Origin of the sequence: Rhizobium fabae, assembly GCF_003985135.1 — a bacterium.
Taxonomy (GTDB): domain Bacteria; phylum Pseudomonadota; class Alphaproteobacteria; order Rhizobiales; family Rhizobiaceae; genus Rhizobium; species Rhizobium pisi.
The window spans coordinates 159202-171941 of the sequence record NZ_ML133653.1 but is presented as its reverse complement, the minus strand read 5'-3'; the positions used below and the strand labels follow the sequence as shown (position 1 = coordinate 171941).

General features: G+C 63.8%; 10 protein-coding genes. 5 read left to right on the top strand and 5 right to left on the bottom strand.

Annotation, left to right across the window (positions count from 1 at the left end):
- Positions 1-9 precede the first annotated feature (9 nt).
- Positions 10-981 (top strand): plasmid partitioning protein RepB, encoded by a 972-nt coding sequence (gene repB / locus EFB14_RS19810; protein ID WP_126828221.1) that lies wholly within the window; start codon positions 10-12, stop codon positions 979-981.
- A 210-nt stretch (positions 982-1191) separates the two neighbouring features.
- A complete protein-coding gene (gene repC / locus EFB14_RS19805; protein ID WP_126828219.1) occupies positions 1192-2478 on the top strand; it encodes a plasmid replication protein RepC in 1287 nt (428 codons plus the stop codon).
- 11 nt (positions 2479-2489) lie between these two features.
- Here repC and EFB14_RS19800 read toward each other — a convergent pair whose 3' ends face one another.
- The 4 genes from EFB14_RS19800 to EFB14_RS19785 all read right to left on the bottom strand — a co-directional run bounded on the left by EFB14_RS19800 (position 2490) and on the right by EFB14_RS19785 (position 7298).
- Positions 2490-4295 (bottom strand): methyl-accepting chemotaxis protein, encoded by a 1806-nt coding sequence (locus EFB14_RS19800; RefSeq protein WP_126828217.1) that lies wholly within the window; start codon positions 4293-4295, stop codon positions 2490-2492.
- 10 nt (positions 4296-4305) lie between these two features.
- Entirely contained in the window at positions 4306-5292 is a 987-nt protein-coding gene (locus EFB14_RS19795; protein ID WP_125848947.1) for a cytochrome-c peroxidase, read from the bottom strand.
- Between the two features lie 191 nt (positions 5293-5483).
- Positions 5484-6695: an MFS transporter gene (locus tag EFB14_RS19790; protein WP_126828215.1), complete on the bottom strand. Its 1212-nt coding sequence runs from the start codon at positions 6693-6695 to the stop codon at positions 5484-5486.
- A 120-nt stretch (positions 6696-6815) separates the two neighbouring features.
- Positions 6816-7298, bottom strand: a complete 483-nt coding sequence (locus tag EFB14_RS19785; RefSeq protein ID WP_126828213.1) for a ProQ/FINO family protein — start codon at positions 7296-7298, stop codon at positions 6816-6818.
- Between the two features lie 259 nt (positions 7299-7557).
- On the opposite strand from EFB14_RS19785, the gene panC reads away from it, so the two are divergent.
- Entirely contained in the window at positions 7558-8478 is a 921-nt protein-coding gene (panC, locus tag EFB14_RS19780; RefSeq protein ID WP_126828211.1) for a pantoate--beta-alanine ligase, read from the top strand.
- A complete protein-coding gene (gene panB, locus EFB14_RS19775) occupies positions 8475-9296 on the top strand; it encodes a 3-methyl-2-oxobutanoate hydroxymethyltransferase (RefSeq protein WP_125848955.1) in 822 nt (273 codons plus the stop codon). The genes panC and panB overlap by 4 nt, the downstream gene beginning before the upstream one ends.
- A 171-nt stretch (positions 9297-9467) precedes the next feature.
- Here panB and EFB14_RS19770 read toward each other — a convergent pair whose 3' ends face one another.
- The gene (locus tag EFB14_RS19770; RefSeq protein WP_126828209.1) at positions 9468-10397 is read right to left on the bottom strand and encodes a hydrogen peroxide-inducible genes activator; all 930 of its coding nucleotides are present in this window, start codon (positions 10395-10397) and stop codon (positions 9468-9470) included.
- A gap of 144 nt (positions 10398-10541) precedes the next feature.
- Here EFB14_RS19770 and katG point away from each other — a divergent pair, with 144 nt between their 5' ends.
- Positions 10542-12731 carry a catalase/peroxidase HPI gene (katG, locus tag EFB14_RS19765; protein WP_126828206.1) on the top strand — a complete coding sequence of 730 codons (2190 nt, stop codon included), beginning with the start codon at positions 10542-10544 and terminating at the stop codon, positions 12729-12731.
- The last annotated feature ends 9 nt before the right edge of the window (positions 12732-12740 follow it).

Below are 12740 nucleotides of genomic sequence, written 5' to 3'. Positions count from 1 at the left end.
GAGGACGTGATGGCACGAAAGAATCTGCTGGAAGGGCTGGCCGGCATGCCCGACGAGAGCGCGGCCTCGAACTATCCCATGCGCGGCGCGGGCCGGTCGCTCGTCCGCTCGCTGGATGAGCTCGCCAAGCAGGCGGAAAAATTCCTGGAGGGCGAGGCGGTCGTCGATCTCGACCCCGATGCCGTGGAAGCCTCCTTCGTCCAGGACCGTCTGTCGGAAGACGACGATGACTTCCGCGCGCTGGTCGAGGCGATCCGCGCCCGCGGGCAGGATACGCCGATCCTGGTGCGTCCCCACGGCAAGATCGACGGACGCTACCAGGTCGTCTTTGGCCATCGCAGGCTGCGCGCGGCCCGCGAGCTCGGCCGCAATGTCAGGGCCGTCGTCAAGACGATGGATGATCGCACCCATGTGATCGCCCAGGGGCAGGAAAATTCGGCCCGGGCCGATCTCACCTTCATCGAGCGGGCGCTCTTTGCCGGGCGGCTGGAGGAACTCGGCTACGACAGGGAGGTGATCTCGACAGCACTTGCCGCCAATGCGGCATCGGTCTCCAAGATGATGTCGGTCATGGAACGCATCTCGCCGGAGGTCGTCCGGGCGATCGGAGCAGCGCCCGGCGTCGGCCGCGAGCGCTGGGTGGCGCTGTCACTGCTCGCCGGCAAGGCATCGAATACGGCAAACGTCGCTGAAGTCCTGCAAGACGACAACTTTCATCAGCTACCTTCCGACAAACGTTTCGAAGCGCTTTACGCGGCGCTGAACAAAAGTGCGCGGCCGGTCAAGAAGACGGTCGCAGCAAGGAAGGACACATGGCAGCCGCGGGACAAGGCGGTCCAGGCAGAAATGAAGAATGACGGCAAGGCGTTTTCTCTCTCGATGAAGGCGAGGAATGCCGGCCGTTTCGGAGAATTTCTCTCCAGCAGGCTGGATGCGCTCTATGAGCAATTCCTCGCCGAGGAGGGCAAACAAGGAGACTGAAACCGCAAAAGAAAAAGGCCCCCAAACGAACGAGTCGTGGAAGCCCTTCTCATATCCTTAGCAAGACAGAGAATCGCATTTTCACGAATCCCCGTCAAGAGTCCTGTAGCGCCGCGCGTCCTTTCAGGCGCACAAATAACGTTGCAGCACTCTCAACCCTCGCATCGTTTCGGTGAGCGGATTTCTTTTGCCTGATTAGAGGTGAAGGAAATGGAGAGTGAGTATGTGACGACGCCCTTTGGGCGGCGGCCGATGTCGCTTGCCATGCTGTTGAAACAGCGGCGAGGCGAAGCGATCGAGGCCGGGACGACACGCAACAAATGGAAACTGTTCCGATCGGTCTGCGAGGCCCGGGCAGGGCTCGACGTGACCGACCGGGCGCTCACCGTGCTCGATGCGCTGCTGACGTTTTTTCCCGACGACGAGCTGTCGAGTGAAAAGGCGCTCGTGGTCTTTCCCTCGAATGCGCAGCTTTCGCTCAGAGCCCGCGGCATGGCGGCCGCGACATTGCGCCGGCATCTCGCCGTGCTCGTCGAGGCCGGCCTCATCTCGCGCAAGGACAGCCCGAACGGCAAACGCTATGTCCGCCGCGGCAGGGAAGGCGGGATCGACGAGGCCTACGGCTTCAGCCTCGCCCCGCTTCTCGCCCGCGCGGTCGAGATCGAGACGATGGCGGCAAGGATCGCCGCCGACCGGCAGATGCTGCGCGGGATGAAGGAGCGGGTGACGATCTGCCGGCGCGACATTGCCAAGCTCATCTCCGCGGCCGTCTGGGAAGCCGTTCCCGGCGACTGGGAGCGTATGTCTTCGATCTACCAGGCGATCCTGCAGCGCATTCCGAGGGCCGCAACGATCGAAAACCTCGCGCCGATCATCGAAGATCTCGAGACGATCCGTCAGGGTATCGTCAACCTGTTGGAACTGCATGAGAAAATGCAGATGACGAGCGCCAATGAATCCCAGATTGGGCGCCACATACAGAATTCTCACCCTGAATCCATATCTGAATCTGAACCGGGCTTGGAGACGGGGGAGGGGCTAAGCGGGGATTGCGGGCCGAGGAAGGAGCCGGAACGCGAGCCGGTGGAGACGCCAGGGAATGGTCGGGATGGATCAAGCTTCTCCATCCGCACGAGCGTCGGGAAACTGAAATCCTTCCCGCTCTCCATGGTGCTTCAGGCCTGCCCCGACATCGCCGACTATGGGCCGGGCGGCTCAATCGGCAGCTGGCGGGATCTCATAACGGCCGCGGTCATTGTGCGCTCGATGCTCGGCGTCAGCCCATCGACTTATGAGGAGGCGGCAAGCGTGATGGGACCGGAAAACGCCGCCACCGTCATGGCCTGCATCCTGCAAAGGGGAGGCTGCATCCACTCCGCCGGAGCCTATCTCAGGGACCTCACGCGACGCGCTCGACGGGGCGAGTTTGCGCTCAGTCCGATGCTGATGGCGCTTTCGCGTGCGAAGAGCCTGCTTACCAGCGGGGCAGGTACATGATCATGCCCCGCTCAGGCGGCGTCGCGATAGCTTCGCGCGCCGGGCTCCGGCCTGCCCAGTTCGAACTGGGTGACCAGTTCGCGCAGGCGTTCGGCTTCGCCGGCGAGCGTGACGCTGGCGGCGGTGGTTTCCTCCACCATTGCGGCGTTCTGCTGGGTCACCTGATCGAGCTGGCCCATGGCCGAATTGACTTCCGACAGGCTGGTGGCCTGTTCGCGCGCCGAGCCGGCCAGCGCTTCCATGCGCTGGTTGATATCGACGATGAAGCGGCCGATGTCGCCGAGAGCGGCACCGGTGTGATTGACCAGTTCGACGCCGCTCGCGACCTTGGCGGATGCCCGTCCGATCAATTCCTTGATCTCCCGGGCGGCCTGGGCCGAGCGCTGGGCAAGCTCGCGCACTTCCTGGGCGACGACGGCAAAACCCTTACCGGCCTCGCCGGCACGCGCAGCTTCGACGCCGGCATTCAGCGCCAGCAGGTTGGTCTGGAAGGCGATCTGGTCGATGACGCTGATGATATTGTTGATCTGCTTGGAGGATTCCTCGATCTGACTCATGGCGTCGACCGTCTGGGCCACCACCTTGCCCGAGGCCATGGCGCTGCGATTGGCGTTGTCGGCAACATTGCGCGCCTCTTCGGCGATCTTGAAGGCTTCGGTCACCTTGGCGGTCACGGCATCCAGCGCGGCGGCGGTCTCTTCGAGCGTCGCCGCCTGCCGCTCGGTGCGGCCGGAAAGCTCGTTGGAGCCGTTGTTGATCTCACGGGTGCGGGAATTGATGATCGACACGCTTTCGGACACGGACAGCAGCGTGCCGCCGAGCTGCTCCACCGAGGCGTTGAAATCCTGCCGGAGCGGTTCGAATTCCGGCGCGAACCGATCCGTAAGCTTGAAGGCGAGATCGCCCTCGGCAAGCCGTTTCAGGCCGGTGGCAAGGCCAGATGTGGCGACCTTCAGCCGCGCCGCCGCACTTCGCTCCGCCTGCTCCTGGTCGGCGAGCCGGTTTGCTTCGGCCAGACGCCGGTTTTCCTCGGCCTGGCTTTCAAGCCGGATGCGGGCGATGGCGTTCTGGCGGAAGACCTCAACCGAGCCCGCCATCAGGCCGATCTCGTCGCCGCGTCCCGCATAGGGGATCGCCTTATCCGTCTCGCCGGCGGCCAGTTCCTGCATGGAGTGGGTGATGCGCTGGATCGGGCGCGACACATGCCGGGCGATGGCGATGAGAATGCCGAGGCCGATGATGGCGGCAAGGCCCGCGAGCGCTAGTTCGGTTTCGATCTTCGTTTCCAGCGCGCTGCCGGCCTCAGTGACGCTCTCGGTCGCGATCTTGTCGACGATGGTGTTGACGGCTGTGATGCCGGTCAGGATCGCCTGCTGCGAGCGCGCGAGCTTCTCGGCGGTCGGCACTTCGTCGGCCTGTTGCAGGCCGAGGCTGACCTTGACGTCCTTTTCCCAGGCGCCATGCGCCTCGCGCAGCGAGCGCACGCCCTCGGTCAGCGAAGTCGCGAGATCGATGCGGCCAAGCTCGTCGAGCGATTGCGACAGCGCGCCATTGCTTTCGTCGAACGCGGCCTTGACCTCGGACGCCGGTACGAAATTCGTCATCGACAGCACCCGGTCGACGACCGACGTCGCCTGCCGGAACTGCTGTTCGATATGGGCCGAGGCCAGCTTGGCGTTCACCGCCTCCTGCACCACCGCGGCAACCCGGGCTTGGCCGGTGACCGCCTGATAGCCGATCAGGAAGGCGCTGCCGAAACCGACGACGATCGTCGCCACCATCGGCACGAGGATCTGCATGCGTATGGAAAGTTTCATGGCATGCACCTCAGTTCGGCAGCGTCGGCAGGGGAATGTCCTGCTTTTCGGCGGTCAGGGTTCCCAGAAAGGCGATCAGGTCGTTGCGGTCTTCGTCCGTCAGCAGGAAGGCCGTCATCGCGGGATCGAGCGAGGGACGGCTGACGCCGCCGCTTTCGTAGTGGGCGATCACCTCGTCCATGCTCTTCAGGCTGCCGTCGTGCATATAGGGGCCGCGATAAAGCGTGTTGCGCAGGCCCGGCGTCTTGAAGGCATGCTGGTTGTTCGGGCTGCTCGCATCGATCTTGAAGCGACCGAGATCCTCGTCCGGCATACCGATGTCGTGAAACTTGTTGTCGGTAAAGTTCCAGCCCGAATGGCAGGCGGAACAGCCGGCGCTGCCGGTGAAGAGATCGAAGCCGCGCTTGGCGCTGTCGGAGACGGCCTTCTCGTCGCCGTCGACCCAGCGGTCGAAGGGGGACCAGTTGGAAACCACCGTCCGCTCATAGGTGGCGATCGCCGTCAGGATCGTCTCCCTTGAAATGCCCTTGTCGGGAAAGACTTCGCCGAACCACTTCTTGTAGTCGGGTATGCCCTGCATTTCGGTCACGGCGGTTTCGAGCTTGCCGTTCATTTCGGCCGATGCGGTGATTGGGCCCGCCGCCTGCTCCTCCAGGTTCGGCGCGCGGCCATCCCAGAAGAAAGGCGATACCCAGGCGACGTTCAGTACCGTCGGCGCCTGGCGCCCGAGCGCGGTATTGGCCGCGCCGATCGGCGTTTTGACAGGCGTCTCGAAGCCGAAGGAAGGATTATGACAGCTGGCGCAGGTCATGTTCTTGTTGCCGGAAAGCCTCGGGTCGAAGAACAGCATCTTGCCGAGCGTCGCCAATTGCGGCGAATAGGCCGTCACCTTCTCAAAAGGGACCGTCAAAGGTCGCTTGTAGGCGGAAAGATCGCCGGCAGCACCTGGCTGGACTGCGGCTATTGCAAATAGGGAAACTGCAACCAGAAAACGCATCGGTTTAGCACGTCCAGCAAGATTTAAAAGCTGAAGCTAAAATTAGCGTAATTGCGTTAAAGCTCTGTAAAGCAAGAAATACTTGAGTAATGCTGGAAAGTATTAACTACCTGACGTTGCAGAGAAAATAGTTGCGCCCCGGAAATACAATCAGATTGAAGCGTTCATTGGTCGTTCAAGCACAATACTCTTCAAGACTTCTGCGAGATGGGCGCTTTCACGATGAGGAGGGCGACGCCCGCGAGCGCAGCGAAGGCAGCGCCGGCGACGAACGTCACGGCGGGGCCCGCCCCCTCCCACAGGGCGCCGGCAATGACGCTGGCAAGCAGCACTGCAACTCCCGAGACGAGGTTGAAGGCGCCGAACGCCGTGCCGCGCAGATCGGTGGGTGCGGCATCAGCAACGAGCGCCGCGAAGACGCCCTGCGTGGAGCCCATGTGCAGGCCCCATAGCAGCACGCCGAGAGCAAGGCCGGGAAAGCCGGACAGGAAGGCGAGCGCAAGATCGGCGGCGATCAGCAGGCCGATACCGATCAAGAGCAACGTCACCCGGTCGAACCGGTCCGCAAGGATGCCGATCGGATAGGCGGACAGGGCATAGACGAGGTTCATGCCGATGAGCACGAGCGGCACCCACATGACCGGCAGGCCGAGCCGCCCGGCATCGAGCAGCAGGAACGCCTCGCTGAACCGCGCCAGCGTGAAAATTGCCGCCACCGCGGTGACCAGCCAGTAGGCAGGGGGAAGGCGGAGCAGATCCTGTCTGCGCAAGGGAATGCGCGCGGTATTGCTTGCCGCAACCTTGGGCGGCTCCCGGACGAGAAACAGGACGATGCCCACCGACACGAAGGCCGGAATGACGGCGATCCAGAAAACAATGTCGAAGCGGTCGGCGGTCCACCACATCAGCACCAAAGCAAAAGCCGGCCCGAGAAAGGCGCCGACCGTATCGAGCGACTGGCGCAGCCCGAAGCTAGCGCCGCGGATGTCAGGCGCGGTTATATCGGCGATCAGCGCATCGCGCGGCGCACCCCGGATGCCTTTGCCCACCCGGTCGACGAAGCGCGCGGCCACCAGCCAGTCGATCGACGGCGCCAGCGGGAAGACCGGTTTGGTCAGCGCCGCCATGCCGTAGCCCGCAAGCACCAGCAGCTTGCGCTTGCCGAACCAGTCGCTGATCGCGCCCGAGAATACCTTGGTGATGGCGGCCGTCGCCTCGGCGATGCCTTCGATGATGCCGACAGAAAGGGCCGAGGCGCCGAGCACGGTCACCATATAGACCGGCAGCAGGGCGTGGATCATCTCCGAGGAGACGTCCATGAACAGCGAGACGAAGCCCAGCGCCCACACCCCGGCGGGAATGGCGTGGCGCGGTTTGCCGCCCTTCATCGTGATATCAGCCATCCGCGAATTCTCCGAGCGGGCCATGCCCACTGTGCTGCTGCGCTCCTGCGCTGTAAACATCCGCGCAGCCTCTATCCCTGGGAATTGCCGAGGGACGTCGTCAGCTCATCAGGACCGGAGTCATCCCGCCCTGTTGGCGGTATTTCTCTTGCCGAGGAGGGCCGCGCGGATCTGCTCGCTCTTGCTCAACAGGGGAGGGGGAACCGGCGCCTCCTTCTCGGGCGTCTCAGTCTTGGCGGCGCTCTGCTTGAGGCTGAGGAACCGTTTCTGCGCGACCAGCCGGTCTTCCTCAGACAGCGGCTCGACCGGTTCGCCGTCAAGGTTGTGACGCATGGAATCGGGCTGGGCGCTGGCGAAATAATAGCGCCGGCAATGGACATAGGCGGCGGTGGCGCGCCGGAGCGTCGTGACGCCGGCGTCGGGTTTCAGGAGCGCGCGCAGCTCATTGAAAAGGCCGACGGCGAAGGGGAGGACCGGATCGCCTGGCTTGGCCGGAAGCACGCCGACGGGCCGGATCAACAGCGTGTTGATCGCGCTTGCCTTCTCCACGTCGAGCTCGCTCGCGGCAATCTGCCCGCGGCTGATCTTCCAGGGTTTGTCCATGCGTCCTCCATAACGACCGACTGTGATGGTATCTTGACGGAGAGGGTAAATTACAGGCGCAGGTCGCACAATGGAGGCTCCCGCGCAAGCCCGGCGACGAAACGCCGCTTCTGGCCGGCAAAGCCCGGCTTAAAGCATGGCGTTATCGGGCGGGCGCACCATCTAATCGTTATTATGGAGGAATATGCATTGACCTCTCGCACGGATTACACTTCTTATCCGCGCCCAAGATGAGGTGACCGGCCGCAGGGGAGGATACATGCGGGTTTTCGCGAGCATTGATGAGCTGCGCCACACGCTCGACGCGTTGAAGCGGCAGGGCCGCACTGTCGGCCTCGTGCCGACGATGGGCTATCTCCATGCCGGGCATATCAAGCTCGTTGCGCGCGCCCGGGCCGAGAACGACATCGTCGTCGTCTCGATCTTCGTCAATCCGCTGCAGTTCGGCCCGGCCGAAGACCTCAGCAAATATCCGCGCGACCTCGAACGCGATGCGGCCATGCTCAGGCAGGCCGGCGTCAATTTCCTCTTCGCCCCGGGCGTCGAGGACATGTATCCCCGCCCGATGAAGACGGTGGTCGACGTTCCCGATCTCGGCCGCGAACTCGAAGGCGAAGTCAGGCCCGGGCATTTCGCCGGTGTGGCCACCGTCGTCTCCAAGCTTTTCAACATCGTGCAGCCGCAGACCGCCTATTTCGGCGAGAAGGATTACCAGCAGGTCGTCATCATCAGGCGCATGGTGGAGGATCTCGCCATGCCGGTGCGGGTGATCGCGGTGCCGACCGTGCGCGACAGCGACGGCCTCGCATTGTCGTCGCGCAATGTCTATCTCAGTCCCGAAGAACGGCGCGCCGCGGTGATCGTCCCGCAGACCCTCGACGAGGCCGAGCGCCTGGTCGCCGAGGGGCTGAGCGATGCTCGGGAACTCGAAGCGAAACTCACGGCTTTTCTCAGCTGCGAGCCGCTGGCAAAGCCCGAGGTCGTCGCCGTCAGGGATGCGGAAACGCTTGCCCCGGTCGCCTCGATCGAAGAGCCCGTCGTCGTGGCGCTCTTCGTGCGCGTCGGCTCGACGCGGCTCCTCGACAACAGGGTGGTCGCAGGCAATAGAACCGGCCGCGACAATAAAATCGTCCGGGACAGCAGGATTGCCGGCCAGCCGGGCAAGGGAGTGAAGAAATGAGCGCCACCATATTTCAGAAGCGCCTGACGCCGACGCGCATCGCGGCCATGAAGGGCGGCAAGCCGATCGTCTGCCTCACCGCCTACACGACGCCGATGGCGCGGCTGCTCGACGAGCATTGCGACCTGCTGCTCGTCGGGGATTCCCTCGGCATGGTGCTCTACGGCATGGAAACCACGATCGGCGTCACGCTCGACATGATGATCGCGCACGGCAAGGCGGTGATGCGCGGCGTCGCGAATGCCTGCGTCATCGTCGACATGCCCTTCGGCAGCTATCAGGAATCAAAGGAGCTCGCCTTCCGCAACGCCGTGCGCATCATGCAGGAAACCGGCTGCGACGGCGTCAAGCTGGAAGGCGGCGAGGAGATGGCCGAGACCATCGCTTTCCTCAGCAAGCGCGGGATTCCCGTGCTCGGCCATATCGGCCTGATGCCGCAGCTCGTCCACACCGCGGGTGGCTATCGCTCGGTCGGCCATTCCGAACACGAGACGTCGAAGATCCGCCGTGACGCGCATGCGATCGGCGGCTCCGGCGCCTTCGCCGTCGTCGTCGAGGGCACGGTGGAGCCGCTCGCCCGCGAGGTGACGACGGCTATGCACATACCGACCATCGGCATCGGCGCGTCTTCGGCCTGCGACGGCCAGATCCTGGTCACCGACGATATCCTCGGCCTCTTCAACGATTTCCAGCCGCGCTTCGTCAAGCGCTACGACGAACTCGGCAAGCGGGTCGCCGACGCCGCCGCCGCCTATGCCGAGGAGGTGCGGTCGCGGAAATTTCCGGCGGCGGAGCATACGTTCAAGCGGCGGTCGTAGGAGAGGGCCGTTCACCCCTCCCCAACCCCTCCCCACAAGGGGGAGGGGCTTAACGTGCGGCCCTCGCCGCATTCACTCTTGAGCGCAGCATATGCAGCCGGCTTGTTGTTTTGTGAGGCGGTGCCACAGCTTAACCCCTCCCCCTATGTGGGGAGGGGTTGGGGAGGGGTCTTAGGCACCAACCGGGCGGCCATCGTCCATCACCCCGCGCATCGTCTCCGCAGAGCGGCGTACCGCCTCGGCGACCTCCCGCAGCTGCCTCGCCATCGGCGTCGAATTGCGCCAGACCATGCCGATCGTCCGCGACGGCTGCGGCGAGGGGAAGCGGGAGATCGAGACATGCGCCGAGCGCGTTTCGACGGGAACCGCCATCTCCGGGATCAGGGTGATGCCGATGCCGGCGCCGACCATCTGGACGAGGGTGGAGAGCGAGCTGCCTTCCATGATCTCGCGCGGGCGGGCAGGGCCGATATTGCAGAAGGAGAGCGCCTGGTCGCGGAAGCAGTGGCCCTCTTCGAGCAGCAGCAGCCGCATTTCGCGCAGCGCCTCGCGCTCTGGCACCGGCTTCTCCCCATCCTCGTGGCGCCTGACCAGCACGAATTCCTCCCTGAAGAGTTCGAGTTCGGTGAGCGAGGGCTCCGACACCGGCAGCGCGACAATCGCCATATCGAGCTGGCCCCGCGCCAGTTCCTGGACCAGCTTGCCCGTCTGCGTCTCGCGCACCTCGATCTGAATTCCGGCGAAGGATTTGTTCAGATCGTTTATAATCGCCGGCAGCAGATAGGGCGCGATCGTCGGGATGATGCCGATCCGCAGCCGCGCAAGGGAGGAATCGCGCGAGGCGCGCGCCAGTTCGCCTAGCTCGTCGACGGCCCGCAGGATATCGCGGACCCTCAGCGCGAAGGTCTGGCCGAACGGGGTGAGTTTCACCTCGCGGGCACTGCGTTCGAAGAGCTCGTTGCCCAACTCTTGCTCAAGTTCTTTGATCTGCATGGAGAGCGCCGGCTGGGAGATGGCGCAGGCGTCTGCAGCGCGCCGAAAGCGCCCATCCCTTGCCAGGGCTTCAAAATAACGTAGCTGTTTCAGGGTAAGATTTTTCATAAGTTCAACTTATCGCAGCCATCAGTAAATCCAACTTAAAATTATTAAACGCTTCCGATATGAAGGCTGCAAGGGAGAGAGCGGGGCATGAGCCCAGTTCATCTTTTTCGACGGCAGACGAATCAAGCAATGAAGGAGACGATCATGGACAACCCCACTGACAGCGCAGGCAAATGTCCTGTTGCCCACACGCATAAGGCTCCGACCGCCCGGACGAACCGCGACTGGTGGCCGAACCAGCTGAACGTGCAGATTCTTCACCACAATGCCGGCCGCGCCGATCCGCTCGGCAAGGCCTTCGATTATGCCGAAGAGTTCAAGAAGCTCGACCTCGACGCGCTGAAGAAGGATCTTCACGCGCTGATGACGGATTCGCAGGATTGGTGGCCGGCCGATTTCGGCCATTACGGCGGTCTTTTCATCCGCATGGCCTGGCACAGCGCCGGCACCTACCGCATCACCGACGGCCGCGGCGGCGCCGGCCAGGGCCAGCAGCGTTTTGCGCCGCTGAACAGCTGGCCTGACAATGCCAACCTCGACAAGGCCCGCCGCCTGCTCTGGCCGATCAAGCAGAAATACGGCAACCGCATCTCCTGGGCCGACCTGCTGATCCTGACCGGCAACGTCGCGCTCGAATCCATGGGCTTTAAGACCTTCGGCTTCGCCGGCGGCCGCGCCGACGTCTGGGAACCGGAAGAACTCTTCTGGGGTCCTGAAGGCACCTGGCTCGGCGATGAGCGTTACAGCGGCGAACGCGAGCTGGCCGAACCGCTCGGCGCCGTGCAGATGGGCCTCATCTACGTCAACCCTGAAGGCCCGAACGGCAATTCCGATCCGCTGTCTTCCGCCCGCGACATCCGCGAAACCTTCGCCCGCATGGCGATGAACGACGAAGAGACCGTGGCGCTGATTGCCGGCGGCCACACCTTCGGCAAGACGCATGGTGCCGGCGATCCGTCCCTGATCGGCGCCGAGCCGGAAGGCGGCGCGATCGAGGACCAGGGCCTCGGCTGGAAGAGCTCGTTCGGCACCGGCGTCGGCAAGGACGCCATCACCGCCGGCCTCGAAGTCACCTGGTCGCAGACGCCGACCAAGTGGAGCAACCATTTCTTCGAAAACCTCTTCGCCTTCGAATGGGAGCTGACGACGAGCCCGGCCGGCGCGAAGCAGTGGCAGGCCAAGAACGCCGAAGCCTCCATTCCGGATGCTTACGACGCTTCGAAGAAGCACCTGCCGACCATGCTGACCAGCGATCTGGCGCTGCGTTTCGATCCGATTTACGAAAAGATCTCGCGCCGGTTCCTCGAAAATCCGGCTGAGTTCGCCGATGCTTTCGCCCGCGCCTGGTTCAAGCTGACCCACCGCGACATGGGACCGAAGGTCCGTTACCTCGGCCCGGAAGTTCCGGCCGAAGACCTGATCTGGCAGGATGTGATCCCCGCCGTCGACCATCCCCTCGTCGACGACAAGGACATTGCCGACCTCAAGGCAAAGGTGCTGGCAACCGGCCTCTCCGTGCAGGAACTGGTCTCGACCGCCTGGGCGTCGGCCTCGACCTTCCGCGGCTCCGACAAGCGCGGCGGCGCCAACGGCGCGCGCATCCGTCTTGCTCCGCAGAAGAACTGGGAAGCCAACCAGCCGGCCCAGCTCGCCAAGGTGCTCGGCGTTCTCGAAAGCATCCAGAAGGACTTCAACGCCGCCCAGACCGGGGGCAAGAAGATCTCGCTCGCCGACCTGATCGTTCTCGCCGGTGCTGCCGGCGTCGAGAAGGCGGCGGCAGCCGGCGGCAATGCCGTCAGCGTGCCGTTCACGCCGGGCCGCATGGACGCTTCCGAAGCACAGACCGACGCACATTCGTTCGCGGCACTTGAGCCGCGTGTCGACGGCTTCCGCAACTATGTGAACGGCAAGCGCCATCAGTTCATGAAGCCGGAAGAAGCACTCGTCGACCGCGCCCAGCTGCTGACGCTGACCGGACCCGAGATGACCGTCCTCGTCGGCGGCCTGCGCGTGCTGAAGGCTGGCAGCCCTGAGCATGGCGTCTTCACCTCCCGTCCCGAGACGCTGACGAACGATTTCTTCGTCAACCTGCTCGACATGGGCACGCAGTGGGCTCCCGCCCCCGGCAAGGAAGGCGTCTACGAAGGCCGCGACCGCAAGACGGGCGCCGCCAAGTGGACCGGCACCCGCGTCGACCTGATCTTCGGCTCGCACTCGCAGCTTCGCGCCTTCGCCGAAGTCTACGGCCAGTCCGACGCCAAGGAGAAGTTCGTCAGGGACTTCGTCGCCGCCTGGAACAAGGTCATGAACGCCGACCGCTTCGACCTCGTCTGATCCGCATTT